General features: G+C 68.8%; 12 protein-coding genes. 1 reads left to right on the top strand and 11 read right to left on the bottom strand.

Annotated features, from left to right (window positions below):
* Positions 1-57: 57 nt before the first annotated feature.
* From ACZZZQ_RS02990 to ACZZZQ_RS03000, 3 genes are all read right to left on the bottom strand, one after another.
* Positions 58-4692 (bottom strand): ExeM/NucH family extracellular endonuclease, encoded by a 4635-nt coding sequence (locus tag ACZZZQ_RS02990; RefSeq protein ID WP_463506859.1) that lies wholly within the window; start codon positions 4690-4692, stop codon positions 58-60.
* A 245-nt stretch (positions 4693-4937) separates the two neighbouring features.
* Entirely contained in the window at positions 4938-5696 is a 759-nt protein-coding gene (locus ACZZZQ_RS02995; protein ID WP_463508084.1) for an SURF1 family protein, read from the bottom strand.
* Between the two features lie 57 nt (positions 5697-5753).
* Positions 5754-6869 carry a GuaB3 family IMP dehydrogenase-related protein gene (locus ACZZZQ_RS03000; RefSeq protein WP_053098967.1) on the bottom strand — a complete coding sequence of 372 codons (1116 nt, stop codon included), beginning with the start codon at positions 6867-6869 and terminating at the stop codon, positions 5754-5756.
* Between the two features lie 76 nt (positions 6870-6945).
* Here ACZZZQ_RS03000 and ACZZZQ_RS03005 point away from each other — a divergent pair, with 76 nt between their 5' ends.
* Positions 6946-8025: an FAD-dependent oxidoreductase gene (locus tag ACZZZQ_RS03005; RefSeq protein WP_463506860.1), complete on the top strand. Its 1080-nt coding sequence runs from the start codon at positions 6946-6948 to the stop codon at positions 8023-8025.
* Between the two features lie 2 nt (positions 8026-8027).
* Here ACZZZQ_RS03005 and ACZZZQ_RS03010 read toward each other — a convergent pair whose 3' ends face one another.
* From ACZZZQ_RS03010 to ACZZZQ_RS03045, 8 genes are all read right to left on the bottom strand, one after another.
* On the bottom strand, positions 8028-9716 hold the full coding sequence (locus ACZZZQ_RS03010; RefSeq protein WP_053098965.1) for an ABC-F family ATP-binding cassette domain-containing protein: 1689 nt from the start codon (positions 9714-9716) through the stop codon (positions 8028-8030).
* Positions 9717-9781: 65 nt separating this feature from the next.
* Positions 9782-11566 (bottom strand): sensor histidine kinase, encoded by a 1785-nt coding sequence (locus ACZZZQ_RS03015; protein WP_056277283.1) that lies wholly within the window; start codon positions 11564-11566, stop codon positions 9782-9784.
* Positions 11563-11910, bottom strand: coding sequence for a response regulator transcription factor (locus ACZZZQ_RS03020; RefSeq protein ID WP_053098963.1), 348 nt, complete (start codon positions 11908-11910; stop codon positions 11563-11565). The genes ACZZZQ_RS03015 and ACZZZQ_RS03020 overlap by 4 nt, the downstream gene beginning before the upstream one ends.
* Positions 11907-12050 (bottom strand): hypothetical protein, encoded by a 144-nt coding sequence (locus ACZZZQ_RS03025; protein WP_200955156.1) that lies wholly within the window; start codon positions 12048-12050, stop codon positions 11907-11909. Before ACZZZQ_RS03025 ends, ACZZZQ_RS03020 begins: the two co-directional genes overlap by 4 nt.
* Complete coding sequence (locus ACZZZQ_RS03030) at positions 12047-13549, bottom strand: glycosyltransferase family 2 protein (protein ID WP_463506861.1); 1503 nt, start codon at positions 13547-13549, stop codon at positions 12047-12049. Before ACZZZQ_RS03030 ends, ACZZZQ_RS03025 begins: the two co-directional genes overlap by 4 nt.
* Positions 13534-14247, bottom strand: a complete 714-nt coding sequence (locus ACZZZQ_RS03035; protein ID WP_056277280.1) for a PHP domain-containing protein — start codon at positions 14245-14247, stop codon at positions 13534-13536. The genes ACZZZQ_RS03030 and ACZZZQ_RS03035 overlap by 16 nt, the downstream gene beginning before the upstream one ends.
* Positions 14244-15233 carry an ATP-grasp domain-containing protein gene (locus tag ACZZZQ_RS03040; protein WP_230101012.1) on the bottom strand — a complete coding sequence of 330 codons (990 nt, stop codon included), beginning with the start codon at positions 15231-15233 and terminating at the stop codon, positions 14244-14246. The genes ACZZZQ_RS03035 and ACZZZQ_RS03040 overlap by 4 nt, the downstream gene beginning before the upstream one ends.
* Positions 15233-16276: a response regulator gene (locus ACZZZQ_RS03045; RefSeq protein ID WP_053098960.1), complete on the bottom strand. Its 1044-nt coding sequence runs from the start codon at positions 16274-16276 to the stop codon at positions 15233-15235. Before ACZZZQ_RS03045 ends, ACZZZQ_RS03040 begins: the two co-directional genes overlap by 1 nt.
* Positions 16277-16292 lie beyond the last annotated feature (16 nt).

A 16292-nucleotide genomic window follows, 5' to 3' on the forward strand; every position in this document is an offset into this window, starting at 1 on the left:
CCGGGATCACTCCCGACGGCCTTCGTGCGTGTCAGGCGGGCGTGCCGCCTATCGAGGTCAGAACCAGCCGGAGATGAGATCCCACAGCCAGTCGATGATGCCGCCGATGATGCCGCCCGCGCGGTTGACGGTGACGGTGGCCGTCGCCTCATCGCCGTCGGCCTGAGCGACCGCGACCGTGTACTTGCCCGGCTGCGTGCTCTTCGGCACCGTGACGGTGGTCGAGAACGTGCCGTCGGCGGTGACCTGAACGGTGCCGACGTCGAGGGCCGCGCCCTTCTTCGGTCGCAGCTGCACGGTCACCGTCTCACCCGGCTGGTAGCCCTCGCCGGTGATCGTGAGCTTCTTGCCCGCTGCCACCTTCGACGAGCCGAGGTCGATCGATCCTGCGAACTCGACCGGCTCCTCCCCCGCGATCGAGAACGGCACCTGCACGGTGGTCCCGGTACCGGCGACGGCGACGGTGAGCAGCTGCTCACCGAAGACACCCGCCGGAACCGTGAAGCCGAGCGACGCGCGCCCTGCCTCATCGGTCGTGTCGACGATCGTGGGATCGACGGCGCTCGCAGCGAGCTGGGTGCCGCCGAGCGACAGGGTCACCTCGCCGGGCGCCTGCTCCCCCGCACTGAACGCCAGCGACGAGAGAGCGACCGTCACCTGGTCGCCGGCGCTGTAGCCGTCGGCATCCGGTGCACTGACCGAGACTCCCACCGCGCGCTGCGCGAGGTCGGGGGTCGCCGTCTTGTTCGCATCGAACCAGTCGACCATCGACTGCAGGTCGATCTTGCCGGTGTCACGCTTGCTCGCGCCCTCCTTGAAGGTGAAGAAGTTGTCTCCACCCCCGGCGAGGAACGAGTTCGCTGCGACCGTGTAGTTCGCCGCAGGGTCGATCGGCGTGCCGTTGAGCGTGATCGACGTGATCCTCGATCCCTGAGCCGCGGCCGGATCGTAGGTGTAGACGAGACCCTCCGATACGCCGAGCTTCAGGAACGGACGGGCCGAGCCTACCGGCTGCCACTGCTCTTCGAGCACGCCCTTGAGCTGCACGCCGCTCAGCGACAGGGTCACCAGCGTGTTGGCGAACGGCTGCACCGTGGCCGCCTCGCGGTAGGTGACATTGCCGTTCGGGTCGTTGGCGTTCGACGAGGCGTACGTCAGGTTGGCGCGGATGCCTCCCGGGTTCATCAGCGCGATGTCCGCACCGGTGGACCACTTCTGCACGTCGGCGACGAAGTTGCCGATGGTGGACTCCCCACCGCGGTTCTCCGAGCCGTTCGTCTGACGAGCGCGGTTGAAGTCGGCGGTGATGTCTCCGACCTTGACCGCGCCGAGCACGTCGGCCTCAGCCTTCGCCTTCGCGACGATGTCGGCGACCTCCGGGACGGCCGGGTAGAGCGCCTTCCCTGCCGAGGTGAGGGGCTTGATCTCGTTGGTGATCGAGATCAGGTCCTTCGTCTTCGGGTCGACCTGGATGTTCATCAGTCCGAGGTTCTCGCCGTACTGCCCGGCCGAGATGACCGGACGCCCGTCGATCACGTGGTTGTAGGCGAGGTGCGTGTGGGCCGAGACGATCGCGTTCACGTCATCGTCCACGCCGTAGACGATCTCGCCCAGGGGCGAATCCGGCGTGATGCTCGACAGCTCGACGCTCGACGCGCCCTCGTGAACGAGAAGGATGACGACATCCGCTTCGCCGTTGGACGCGTCTCCGTCACGCAGGTCGTCGGCCACGGCGTTCACCGAATCGACGATGCTGCGCACCTCGAGATCCGCGATGCCCTCAGGCGACACGAGCGAGTCGAGGTCTTCGGTGACGGCGCCGACGAAGCCGACGCGCACGCCGTCGAGCTCCTTCACCCAGGCCGGTGCGAGCGCGGGCTCGCCCGTCTCGGTGACGAACACGTTCGACGAGATGTACTCCCAGTCCGCGCGGTCCTGCACGCGGTCGCGCAGGTCCTCCCAGCCCTGGTCGAACTCGTGGTTGCCCGCGGCACTTACGTCGAGGCCGGCGGCGTTGAGCGCGTCGATCGTCGGGTTGTCATCGTTGATGAAGGAGGTGAACGTCGATGCGCCGATCAGATCGCCGACACCGGCGAAGATCGTGTTCGGGTTCTCGGAACGGAACTGCTGCACGGCTCCGGCGACGACCGCCGCGCCTGCGGCAGCGCCGTCGGCCTCGATGCGACCGTGGAAGTCGTTCATGGTGACGACGTCGATGCTCACCGGCGGGACCTCGGAGGAGACGCCGACGATGATCGGGTCGTGGTCGCTGGAGCGGAACGGTGTTCCCGCCTCGGTGGCGCCGAACGCGTAGCCGCGGTCGCTCCACTCCGGAGAGTTGATGCTCCACACACCCGCGCCCGTGATGGATGCGGCGAGCGACGGCGACGCGAGCACGTGGTCGAGCGAGCCGAGCTCGCCGTCGAACGTGTACGTGTGCTGTTCCGGAGCCTTCTCGCGTGCGACGTCGCTCCACCCCTCGCTCGTGAAGACCTCGATCGGGTCCTCCTTCGCGTAGGCGTTGAAGTCACCGATCAGCAGGATGTCGCTGCTGCCGGTCGTCTCCTCGATCTCGGTGGTGAAGGTCTTGAGCGAGTTCGCCTGCTTCACGCGGTCGGCGTTGAAGAAGCCCTGGCCGTCTGCCGGCTCGGCGCCGCCGCCCTCGGGTGCCGACTTCGACTTGAAGTGGTTCGCCACCACCGTGACGACGCGTCCGTCGATGTCGAACGCCTGCGCGATCGGCTCGCGGGCGTTGCCCCAGACGCTCTCGTCCGTCACGGTCAGGCTGTCGCCGACCGTCTCGACCGCGTCCTTCTTGTAGATGATCGCGCTCGTGATGAAGTCGGTCGTCGCCGAGTCGTTCAGCTCATCGGGAGTGCGGACGTAGTCCCACTCCGCGCTGCCGAGTGCGTCGTTGAGCCCGTCGACCAGATCGGCCAGCGCCTCGTCGAGCGAGCCGCCGAGCTTGATCGAGTTCTCGATCTCCATCAGCGACACGATCTCGGCGTCGAGGCCGTTGATCGCCGCGACGATCTTCGACTTCTGGATCTCGAACTGGGCAGCATTCGCCGCGCCTCGTGCGTTCGAGTTCTCGCTCTTCAGCGTGGTGAAGTAGTTGAAGACGTTGAACGACGCCACCTGCACGTCGCCGCCGACTGTCGGGGCGGTGTCCGTGCGAGGGTTCGTGGGCTGGAAGCCGACCTTCAGGTCGGCGGACGACGTGCTGTCGATCGGCACGACCGGCTGAAGACGCCAGTCGTCGAAGCCGTACTGGAGCACGTACCCGTTCTCGCTGAAGTCGACCGTGTCGCCGTTGCGGACGACGAGGTCCTTCGTGAAGTACGGCTGGTCGTTGGGGTGCCCGCTGTTCGAGACCTGGATCGACCACCCGTCGTCGAGCAGGATCCGGTTGGCGCGGTTCGCCGCGGTGATCGCCGCCGCTTCGGCTCCCGGACGCACGAGCTCCGTGCTCTTGACGTTGAGATCCGCCCCGGCGTTCAGCCAGAGGGTTCCGAAGTTGAAGAGCTGGTGGCTGGAAGCCAGGCGATAGGTGCCCGCCGGGGCCACGTACATGTTCTCGTACTGCTCACGGTCGCCGCCGACGGCGGCATCGGGAAGCGGGGTGACCTCGGGAACGCCCACCCCTGCCTGCAAGACCGAGATGCCGGTCAGCGCTGCCGGGTTGATCTGCGTCTGGCCGAAGTACTCGCTGACCGAGCCGGTGACCGAGACGCGATCGCCGATCGCGAGCGTGGGAGCGAGCGCGTTGAGGAAGACGAAGACGCCGTCCGATGCGCCGGGGGTCGCGTCGACCGCACCGCCGGAGCCCTCGGTCTGGATCACGATGCCCTTGTAGCCGCCGGTCCGATAGTCGGCGGTGACGATGCCCTCGACCGTGACGGTCTGGCCGTTCAGCGGCGAGACGTCGGTCGTTCCCTGGACGTCGGCGATCGACACGTCGGTCGGCTCGGGCTCAGGCTCAGGATCGGGGTCGGGGTCGGGAACCGTGCCCGCATTCTGCGGCGTGATGGTGGCCGACAGGCTGAAGTCCGCCTTGTTGTCGTCGGTGTCCTTGCCACCCGTGCGGTTGAGCGACTTGACGTCGGTGTTGCCCGTGGGAGGAGTCGCGGCGGAGGTCTCGAATGTGTTCGAGGTGCCGTAGCCGAGCACGTCGATGACGCCGTCGACACCCGTGACCGAGCCGGGGGTCAGCGTGACCGCCGCGGTGCCCTCGACCAGCGCGAGAGTGCCGTTCGTTCCGCTCGGGTTGAGGGTGCTGACGACGTCGGCCGTCGGCAGTGCTGCGCCGTTGGCTCCGTTGCTGCCCGCCTGCACGAGATAGTGGCCGCCGGCGGGGATGACGCCGGTCAGCGGCGCGACGCCGTTCGAACCGCCCGTTCCTGTCGCGGATCGATACTGCAGCGAGAGTCCGTCGAGGGTGACGGGTGCCGCCGTGGGGTTGTAGAGCTCGACGAACTTGTTCGTGAACGCCGCCCCGGCACTGCCCCCGGAGAGGTAGGCCTCGTTGATCACCACCCCCGTTCCCGAGACGTCTGCGGAGGCTGGCGCGGCGATCAGGGCGCTGGCGCCCAGTGCGGCCACGCAGGTGGCGGCGAGAACGCCGAGACGCCCCCGACTTCTGCGGTCTGACCCGGGAACCTGGTGATTCGCGGCGTCGGGAGCGGACATCATCTGTGTTGTCTCCTCGGGTGTGTTCTGGCGACGGCTCTCGTGAAACCGGGCGGTGCGGGCTCTCAGCCGACGCACATGTGAGCGAGCATACGGAGGCCCTCCGACAACCTCAACGGAGTTTTCCGATTGGTAACCAAGCCCTCACCGAACGTCCGGACCCGACCCTGACGAAGGTGGAATATCGGACCGCGAACCGCTCACATGAGCGCGATGCGCCGCGCGGATGCGGGTCGGGTCAGGCGGAATCAGACGGAGTCGCCGGCGGCGGTCGCTGCGTCCTCGAACTCCTCGACCTCACGCTCCCAGGCGTCCTTGGCGAGTCGATACCAGAGGTAGAAGGCGAACCCGGCGAAGATCGCCCACTCCGCGGCATAGAAGATGTTGAGCCAGTTCACCGGCGACTGCTCCTCGGGTGCAGGCGAGGAGATGTCCGTGAGACCTGCCGTCGCCGTCATCGAGGCGAGGTACGGCCGATACACGTCGAGCTCGTCGACGTCGTGCCAGTGGCTGAGCAGCGCAGCGGTCGACATGCGGTCCATGCGCTGGGGATCGTCCTTCGGCGGCACCGATGGCCCCTCGTCCGAGATCACCCGACCGACGAGGGATACGTCCTCTGCGCTCTCGTCGAGCTTCTCGACGGCCGCCTCGGCGACGGCACGGTCGGCGGTCCATCCGATCGCGACCGCGATCGACGTGCGCTCCGCGACCCGCAGCTGACCGGTCACCCAGTAGCCCTCGACGCCGTCGTTGAACCGGCTCGACACGATGAGGAAGTCATCGCGGATCCAGGTCCCCGACGTCTCGACCTTCTGCCCGACCAGCGGCTCGGGGAGGTACGCACCCGGCTCGACCACATCGGTCAGCGGTCGCACCTGCTCGGTCGCTCCTGCGGGCGGCGGATTGGTCTCGATCGCGCGCTCGAGCTGCCACTGCCCCAGCCACGCGAACACGCCGGCCACCACGAGGCACAGCACGAGCATCCCGATCCAGCGTCCCCGGAGCATGACCTCGCGGAGAGTCGGGGGGAACAGAGCAGCAGAAGTCACGGCGTGGTGCGGGCCTCAGGCCTCGTACGGTGCGAGGACGACCTCGACCCGCTGGAATTCCTTGAGGTCGGAGTATCCGGTGGTGGCCATCGACTTGCGCAGCGCCCCGATGAGGTTCGCCGTGCCGTCGACGACGGGCGCCGGACCGTAGAGGATCTCCTCGAGCGTGCCGATGCCGCCGACCTCGACGCGACGACCGCGCGGGAGCTTGGGGTGATGCGCCTCGGGACCCCAGTGGAAGCCACGACCCGGTGCATCGGTGGCGCGTGCGAGGGCGACGCCGAGCATGACCGCGTCAGCACCCATCGCGAGTGCCTTGACGATGTCACCGGACGTGCCGACGCCACCGTCTGCGATGACGTGCACGTAGCGTCCGCCGGACTCGTCGAGGTAGTCACGGCGGGCCGCGGCCACGTCCGATACGGCCGTGGCCATCGGAGCGTGGATGCCGAGGGTCGCGCGCGTGGTCGACGCCGCTCCCCCGCCGAACCCGACGAGGACACCGGCCGCACCCGTGCGCATCAGATGCAGGGCCGCGGTGTAGGTGGCTGCGCCTCCGACGATGACGGGCACGTCGAGGTCGTAGATGAACTTCTTGAGATTCAGTGGCTCGTCGACGCTCGAGACGTGCTCGGCCGACACGGTGGTGCCGCGGATGACGAACAGGTCGACCCCTGCGGCGGCGACCGTGTCGTAGAACTCCTGCGTGCGCTGCGGCGTCAGCGATCCGGCGACGGTCACTCCGGCTTCACGGATCTCGGCGAGACGCTGCGTGATGAGCGCGGGCTTGATCGGCTCGGAGTAGAGCTGCTGCATGCGCGCGGTCGCCTCTCCCTCACCGAGGGATGCGATCTCCGCAAGAAGGGGCTCGGGGTTCTCGTAACGGGTCCACAGTCCTTCGAGGTCGAGGACGCCGAGTCCGCCGAGCTGCCCGAGCATGATCGCCGTCTGAGGGCTCACGACGGAGTCCATCGGTGCGCCGAGCACCGGGATCCCGAAGCCGAAGGCGTCGATCGTCCAGGCGGTCGACACGTCCTCCGGGTTGCGGGTGCGCCGCGAGGGCACCACCGCGATGTCGTCGAACGTGTACGCGCGACGCGCACGCTTGCCTCGGCCGAGCTCGATCTCCATGGTCACCACCCCAGACTACCGGGCGTACGCGATGACACCGACGGCTGGGAGACTGAGAGAGAGGTCGGGAGGCAATATGTCGGATTCGGTGGAGGTCGCCGTCGTCGGTGGCGGCGTGATGGGCCTTGCGACCGCGTGGGAGCTCACCCGACGAGGGAGGAAGCCCGTCGTCTTCGAGCGCTTCGCCCGTGGCCACCACCAGGGCGCCTCGCACGGCGCCACGCGCAACTTCAACAACGCCTACGACGAGGACCACTATCTCGACCTGCTCGTCCGCGCACGCGCCGGATGGGACGCCCTCGGGCAGGTGGGCGGCGAGCCGCTGCTGCGTCTGCACGGCCTGGTCACCCACGGAGATGTCGACGTCGCCGCGATCGAACGGCGGCTGTCCGAGCGCGGCATCCACGCCGAGATGCTGACGGCGCACGAGGCATCGTCGCGATGGTCGGGCATGCGCTTCGGCGGCGATGTGCTCTTCTCCCGCGACGCGGGCGTCGCCCGCGCATCCGCCGCGCTGGGCGAGTTCGAGCGACGGATCGTCGCCGCGGGAGGCGAGGTGCGCTGGGAGACCCCCGTCACGCGGATCGACGAGACCGACGAGGGCGTCGACATCGTGCTGCCTGACGCCCGCGTGCGGGCAGACGTCGTCGTCGTCGCGGCCGGCGCCTGGACCGAGCGGATGCTTCCCGGCATCCCGCTGCCGCGCCTGGAGGTCACCGAGGAGTTCCCCGCGCACTTCCGCCCCGCCGCCGGCTCGGTGTGGCCCTCGTTCAATCACTACGTCGATCCCGGCCGCTACCCGGCGACGGTCTACGGGATGCCGACGCCCGGCGAGGGCGTCAAGGTCGGGTTCCACCGCGTGGGCGACGTCGTCGACCCGGATGCCCGCCCGCACGCGGTGACGCACGCGCAGGCCCTCGCCGACTATGTGGGCGAGTGGATGCCGGGCCTCGACCCGGCATCCGCGGAGCCGATCAGCTGCACCTACACCTCGACCGATGACAGCGCCTTCGTGCTCGACCGATCGGGGCGGATCGTGGTCGGCGCCGGCTTCTCCGGCCACGGCTTCAAGTTCGCCCCTGGCGTGGGCGCGACCCTCGCCGATCTGGCCCTCGATCCCTCCGCTCTCGCGGCGGAGCCGTTCCGACTGCGCTGAACTCAGCGGGCTCGCACCACGCGGCGCTCGTCCCACACGGGGGCATCGGCTTCGTACACCTCGCCGTCCGAGCCGAACACGAGGAACCGGTCGAACGAGCGGGCGAACCAGCGATCATGCGTGACCGCGAGCACGGTCCCCTCGAAACGACGCAGAGCGTCTTCGAGCGCCTCGGCCGACTCGATGTCCAGGTTGTCCGTCGGCTCGTCGAGCAGCAGCAGCGTCGCACCGGAGAGCTCGAGCAGCAGCACCTGGAACCGGGCCTGCTGGCCGCCCGACAGCGATTCGAAGGTCTGCTGCGCCTGCCGCACGAGTCCGTACCGGTCGAGCGCCGAGCTCGCGGCATCCCGCGGCATGCCGGCCCGTCGTTCGTCTCCCCTGTGGAGGATCTCGAGCAGCGTTCGGCCGACGAACTCGGGATGCGCATGCGTCTGCGCGAACAGCCCCGGCACGACGCGCGCTCCCAGCACGGCCTGCCCACGGTGATCGACCGTCGCGAGCTGCTCCCCGGTGGACGTCACGTGACCCAGCGTCGGGTCCGGATCGCTGCCCCCGCGTGCGAGGAGGCGGAGGAAGTGCGACTTCCCCGATCCGTTCGACCCGAGCACGGCGACCCGATCGCCGTACCAGACCTCGGCGTCGAACGGCCTCATCAGCCCGGAGAGCTCGAGCCCGTGTGCGACCACCGCGCGTTTGCCCGTGCGTGACCCTCGCAGCCTCATGTCGAAGTCCTGAGCCGGGGGTCGCTCCTCCGGCGGTCCGGCCTCCTCGAATTTGCGCAGTCGCGTCTGCGCCGCCTGGTACCGCGACGCGAATCCGTCGTTCGCCGACGCCTTCACCTTGAGGTTCGCGACGAGGGTCCGCAGCTTCTCGTGCTGCTCGTCCCACCGGCGGCGCAGCTCGTCGAGTCTGTCCATGCGGTCGCTGCGCGCCTGGTGGTAGGTCGCGAATCCGCCGCCGTGCACCCACGCCGAGGCCCCCGCGCCGCCGGGCTCGAGGGTGATCAGCCGATCGACCGCACGGGCCAGCAGCTCCCGGTCGTGCGATACCAGCAGCACGGTCTTCGGCGTCTGCCTGAGCTGCTCCTCGAGCCAGCGCTTGGTGGGAACGTCCAGATAGTTGTCCGGCTCGTCGAGCAGCAGCACCTCGTCGGGTCCGCGCAGCAGCGCCTCCAGAGCGAGTCGCTTCTGCTCGCCACCCGACAGCGTCGTGAGATCGCGGAAGCGGGCACGCTCGAAGGGCACTCCCAACGCGGCGACCGTGCACTGGTCCCAGACCGTCTCGTGCTCGTAGCCGCCGGCATCCGCGTACTCCGCGATCGCCGTCGCATACGCCATCTGCGTGTCGTGCTCATCGCGCTCGATCAGCGCGTCCTCCGCAGCCTCGAGAGCCTGCGCCGCCTGCCGGATGCGATGGGGCGCGACCCGCACCAGCAGCTCGTGAACGGTCTGACCGGACTCGCCGTGGCCGACGAACTGGTCCATCACGCCGAGGCCGCCGTCGATCGTCACGACGCCGTCATCGGCGGGCTGGTCGCCTCGGATGATGCGGAGCAGCGTCGTCTTGCCGGCCCCGTTGGGCCCGATGAGGGCGCTCGTCGACCCGGCTCCGACGCGAAAGCTCGTCTCGTCCAACAGCGGTCTGCCGTCGGGAAGGGTCAGCGAGACCCCCGCAACATCTATGTATCCCACCGTGCGTGGCCGTCCTTCCGCCCGCTTGGCGAGCCGACCAGGCTATCAGCAATCGGGCCGACCGGTCAGCGAGTGCGGCCGACCACCTGGATCGCCTCGGTGCGCGGCGCCGCCGGGAGCAGCATCCGGAACTCGGTGCCGACGCCCTCTCTGCTCGTCACGTCCATCGTGCCGCCGTGGGCGAGCACGATCGCCCGGGTGATCGTGAGGCCGAGACCGACGCCGGGCACGGCGTTGCGGGTCGCTGTCGACGCGCGGAAGAACCGGGTGAACAGCATGCCCTGCTCGTCTTCGGGGATGCCCACACCGGTGTCGCGCACGGAGAGCTCGACGCCTCCGTCGACGAGACGCACGCCCGCGGTGACCCGCCCGCCCGCAGCGGTGAACTTGATCGCATTCGAGAGCAGGTTGTCGAGGGCCTGTCCGATACGTCCCGAGTCGACCGAGAGCACGACGGGAGTCGCCGGGATCTCGGCCACGATCTCGATGCCCTCGCGCTGCGCATGCGGGCCGGACGATGCGACGGCGCTGCGCACCAGCTCGGTGACGTCGGCGTCTCGGCGCTCGAGCGGGAAGCGGCCCGACTCCACCTGGGCGGTGAACAGCAGGTCCCCGACGAGGTTGAGCAGGCGCTGCGCGTTGCGCTCGATGATGTCGACGAACTCCTGCTGGTCGGTCGTCAGAGGCTGCGCGGGATCGTTCTGCAGCAGGTCGAGGAAGCCGATGATGGCGCTGAGCGGTGTCCGCAGCTCGTGCGAGATCATGCCGACGAACTCGTCCTTCATGCGCGCGACCTCCACCGCCCTGGTCTCGTCGGTGATCACCAGCAGGTAGCCGTGTCGGGAGCCGTCGGAGTCCTGGTAGGGAGTGACGGTGACGCGCGCGGGAACCGTCGATCCGCCGACGGTCGCCACGTCGATGTGCGAGTCCACCGGCAGACCGGCGTCGGCATCGTCGAACAGCGCACGCAGGCCGGGGTGGAGCCCGTCGTCAGCGTGGGCGGCGGCCTCGGTCGCGAACGGGGCGAGAGCGTGCGAGGGGAAGAACCGGTCGACCGGAACGGCGGCGAGCGCGTCCGGCACCGCCATGCCGAGCAGGCGCACCGCACCCGGATTCCATGCCGTGATCACCCCGCAGTTGTCGGTGGCGATGACCGCCTGGCCGGTGATGGAGTTCCACAGGCTCGTGAAGGACTCGGAGAGCGCGCGGTACTGCTGCTCGCTCGACTTCAGCTGCTCGAGCATCGCCTCGTTCGCGGCGAGAGCGGCCGTGCGCTCGACGACATGCGCCTCGGCCTGGGCCGTGCGCAGTCTCTGCAGTCGGGAGAGCTCGTTCACGATCGCACCGACGGTGGCGAACACCAGCGGGCCGATGACACCGCGAAGCCAGGCCACGGGGTCTTCCGGCGGATCGATGATGTTCGGCATGAGCAGCGCGATCGATGAGAACACACCGACGATCACGACCTGGCGCCGACCGGGGGCTGCGGCGATCCAGATGACCGGGAGGAGCACGAATGAGGAGAAGAGGGATGCCGGCCCGCCGGTACCCGCCCTGATCGCACCCAATCCGAGGATGTCGATCATCGGAATGAGCATCACGACCCAGCCGTCGTACACCCCGCGCACCGAGAGCACCGCCGCGAGTGCCGTCACCACCGCGATGGTGGCGAGGCCGAAGATCGCGACGCCGGTGTCGGTCACCGGGATGCCGGGGATCGTGAACATGAGGACGGAGGCGACCGCGACGGCGATCGCCGTGGGACCCTGCTTCATCAGCGGCGTCGGATTGTCGAAGTACCGGCGCCAGCTGCGCTCCATCGTCTGCTGGACGGTGCTGGTCGGAGTCATCGTGCCACTTCTCTGAGGAGTGCCCGCAGTTCGGCCCCGATGATCGGCTTGGGCAGTGCCGCGTCGGCGTCGGGGTAGTCGGCGACGTCGAGCACGGAGCTCACGATCAGGAAGCACTCCGGGAAGCGGGTCTTGATGAGTCTCGCCAGCTCCGAGCCGCTGATGCCGGGCAGCAGCAGGTCGAGCACGGCGACGACCGGTGAGATCGTCGAGAATGCGGCGATCGCCGATTCGGCGTCCACCGCGGCGAACACGTCGAAGCCCTCGCGGTCGAGATAGCGCTTCAGGAGCGCCGTCTGGTCTGCGCTGTCCTCGACCACGAGGGCCAGCGGCCGCGCGGTCATCGCAGGAACAGCTCTCGCACGATCACGATGACGACGACGACGCCCAGGGCGAGGAGGGCCTGCGGGATCAGGAGCTTCTCCCGACGGGCGTCGGCGGCGATCTCCTCCTCCTCGGCGCTTCTCGAAGGTGCTTCGGTCATGAGTCGACCCGTCCGATCTTCTCGGTCTTGATCCATGCGGCGTCGGCGTGGCGCCACTCTTTGATGTAGGAGTCCACCGTGATGGCGCAGAGCAGCGAGCCGTACCCGCAGACGTAGAGCAGCAGCCCGGCGAAGAACCGTCCTGCCGGCAGGGGCTCGACGACACGGGCGAGCCAGATCCCGAGCATCGAGATCGGTCCCCAGAGGTAGAAGACGACAGCCCACATCAACCGCGTCTCGTCGGTGAGCGCGAGCCCGAGGTCGTTCAGGCCCGATTCGAACAGCCAGGGGAACAGGGCGATCGCCATCAGGATGAGGGCGCCGAGCCCGGGGAACATCAGCGCCTCACGCCACGACTGTCGGCCGATCCGCCCATCGAGCTGCACGGCGTAGAGCATCGAGAACAGATAGATGCACGCAGCGGCGATCCACATGAATCGGAACACGAACTCGGCGATGTCGCTGTGCAGGACCAGCAGCACGAGCAGCGCGGTGGCTGCGAGGATCATGAAGGCCGGCAGCAGCAGGATGGTGAACCACGCGAGCCCGAAGGCGAAGCTGCCGAGGTTGTGCACTCGGCTCGGGCGGAACCACAGATGCCGGTAGATCGACGTCAGCTGCACATTGCCGCGGGCCCACCGGAGGCGCTGCTTCCACAGACTGTCGATCGTGCGCGGCTCTTCGGCCAGCACGACCGCGTGCGGCTCGAACACCATCCTGCGCCCGGCCAGCTGCCCTTCGAAGGTCGTCATGGTGTCCTCGGCGAGCGTTCCCGTCGGGATCCGGCCGCCGATCGCCTCGAGATTCGCGCGCGAATGCAGCTGCGCACCTCCGGCGAGGCACGCGATCGCTCCCCCGACGTTCTGCGTCCGGCGGGCCGAGAGCTGCCCGATGACGTACTCGATCGCGATGAACCGGGTGAGGTAGTTGCGGTCGCGACTGCCCTCGGCGATATACGCGGTGACGGCGCCGACCTTCTCATCGGCGAGATGCCGGCTCATCTTGCGCAGGGAATCCCGGGCGAAGATCACATCGGCGTCCATGATCAGCACCGCTTCGGTCCACTCGTCCGCGAGCACGATGTCGAGTCCGTGGTTGAGCGTGTGCGCCTTGCCCTCGCCACCCTTGTCCCGGCGCAGATGCACGACCCGTCCGGGGAATGCCGCCGCCTTCGCAGCGACCACCTCGGGGGTGTCATCGGTCGATGCATCGTCGATGACGAAGATGCGCAGGCGGTCGGCCGGGTACTCGAGCTGCATCAGGCGTTCGATCGCCTGGCCGAGCACGAGGCCCTCGTTCCACGCCGGGATCAGCACCGCGATGCGGGGATGGTGCGGTGCCGCCTTGCCGTAGTGGTTGCGGAACGCGTGCACGGGCAGGGCGAGGAACTGCAGCCCGGTGTTGATCACCGGCAGGGTGCCGACCAGCACGCAGAGCAGGAGGATGACGACGACGACGGTCTCGACCCAGTTCAGTTCGGCCATCAGCTCGCCCTCCATCGGTCGAGGATCTCTGTCACGCGCGCGTAGCGTCCGACGTCGGACGCGATGTGGCTGTCCGTGGACGCGACGATCTCGGCGCCGGCGCTGCGCAGCGCGTCGAGCAGGGGGATGCCGGGGCAGCCCCACTTCTCGTTCACCTCGACCTGCGTGTCGGTCTCGGCCGCCGTCGTCGCCCACGCGGTGATGCGATCGGCACCGAGTTCCGCTTCGGAGAGACCGATCTTGGGCAGGATCGAGAAGCAGTGGGCGAGCTGATTGCCGGGGTGACGTCGCATCGCCGCGATCAGTGCCGACACGAGCTGATCGAGCGCGTCCTCGGCGGCCCAGCCGGCGTCGAGCCGTTCGCGGACGGCGCTCGGACCGAGGGGTCCGTCGATTCCGGGGAACTGGTGGTCGGCGATCAGAATGCGATCGATCCCGCTCGGCAGCTCGGGGATGTCCAGTTCTCCCGAGGCATCGAGGATCTTCGCCTCGACTCCCGTCAGTACCGTCAGACCCTCGGGCACGCGCAGCGCCCTCACCGCCGCGAGGTACTCGGGCACCCAGGGCGTCGACTGCCGCACGTGGTCGACCAGGCGCACGGTCGTGAGACCGGCAGCGGATGCCGCGGCGACGTTCTCGGCGAGAGTGGAGACCGCGTCATCCGAGAACGTCGAATGCACGTGGTGGTCGCCTCGCAGCAGCGCGTGACTCACAGTTCCTCCTGATGTCCCGCGTGCGCGGAGACGAGGATCTCGTCGACCTCGACGATCACGTCCTCGAGGAAGCGCACCGACGCGATCTCGCGGAAGGCGACCGTCGACGGGATCCCGCGGCCCAGGAACAGGTCGGCGACGAGCGAGGGGATGTCGACTCCCGCGGCGATCGTGAGCGGAAGCGCGCCAGGGAATCGGGGATTCACCTCGAGGAGCACCGCTCGGCCGTCGCGGTCGCGCCGGAGCTGGACGTTGGCGACGCCGACGAGTCCGATCGCCCGGGCGATGGATGCCGCCGCGTTCTCGAGTTCGTCGTCGTGCACCGTGCGCCCCGCGATGGCCACACCGGAGTCGACCCTGGCTCGGGTCCGCGGCACCGCCGCGACCACCGAGCCGGAGGCATCTGCGATCACATCGACCGAGTACTCCTCGCCCGGGAGGAAGTCCTGCACGATGAGTCCTTCGTCCTGCGGCAGCGCTTCGAGCGCCGCCCGGTCGGGGACGAGCCGTACGCCGCGGCTGCCGGCTCCCTGACGAGGCTTGGCGAAGACGGGGAACTCCCAATCGACCGCCAGCGCATCGGGGCCCGCGAGGACAGTACGCGGCGTGAGACCGGTCGACTCGCACCGCTCGGCGAGCAGCAGCTTGTCGAGGGCGACGGCGAGCGTGTCCTGCGAGGGCGCGGCGAGCACAGCCGGAGCCAGCTCCTCGCGCCTGCCGGCGAGCGCGATCAGCTCGACATCGACGGTGGAGATCACGAGATCGAGCCGGTCATCCTCGACCATGCGGGCTATCGCCGAGACGAAGTCGACATCGCGCCCCGGCGGCACGAGACGGCGGTGCGTCGGCGGCACGAGGTAGATGCCGCTCGCCCAGCCGTCCATGTCCGCGGCGAAGACCTCGAGGTCTTCACGACGAAGCAGCGAGCGGATGACGGCGACGCCCGCCGGGCCACCGGCGCCCGTCACCAGTACGCGCGCGCTCATCAGCTCTCCCGTCGTGTGAGTTCGTGGGCGCCGATGAACTCGGCGGTCTCACGGACGACCTCGAGCGGCTCGACCGCCGATCCTCCGCCGAAGCGGGACCAGTAGCGAGCGGTGGCCGTCACGAACTCGGGTTCGAGGTAGTCCCGGGTCGCCGTCTGCGAGCCGAAGCATTCGAGCAGCCGCAGCTTCTGACCGATGTACTGGTCGATGCGGACGAACCGCGTCGGGCGGAAGTCGATCGTCGCCGAGGGGCTCTGGTAGCAGGCGACCGTTCCGACCCGCCGGGTCGCGGCGATCGTCGCCTCGCTCACCGCTCGATGATCCTGGTGCCGATCGTTCGACGAGTGCGTGTAGACGATCGTCGGCTGGACCTCCTGCACGACCTCCTCGATCAACCGGACCGTGGCCCCGCCGCCGGAGATCTCGGTGTCGATGAGGTCTTTGACGAACAGTCGCGCACCGAGCATCTCCGCCGAGGCGAGCGATTCGTGCTGCCTGCTGTCAGCGTCTCCCCCGCGCGCACCGCGCGAGAGGGTGAGGATCGTGATCGAGTCGCCCGCCTGGGAGTGCGCGGCGAGGAGTCCTCCGACGCCGATCTCGACATCGTCGGGGTGCGCGCCGATGGCGAGCACCACCTCTTTGGTGCGGTTGGCCTCGCGGCGCGTGCGGCCCTCCGTCACGAGCCGGGTGACCGCCTCGACGAGCTTCACGTTGTCGAGCGGCTTGGTGAGGAACTCGTCGGCCTGCGCGCGCAGAGCCGAGACGGCGTACTCGACCGAGACGTGCGCGGTCATGACGACCACCGGCAGGAGCGGGTCGTTCCGACGCAGCTGCGCGAGCAGCTCCAGCCCGTCGAGTCCGGGCATCTCGATGTCCGTGACGACCACGTCCGGCGTGAAGGTCTCGAGCCGCGCGACGGCGGACTCGCCATCGTGAGCGACCACGACCTCGCAGCCGGCCCGCCTCTCGAGCACGGTCTTGACGAGCAGGGCGACGTCTGGGTCGTCGTCGACGACGAGGACGCGGGGAGCATCCTGGGGCATATCTGCAGCTCTCAGT

Source organism: Microbacterium sp. AC132 (assembly GCF_979258525.1).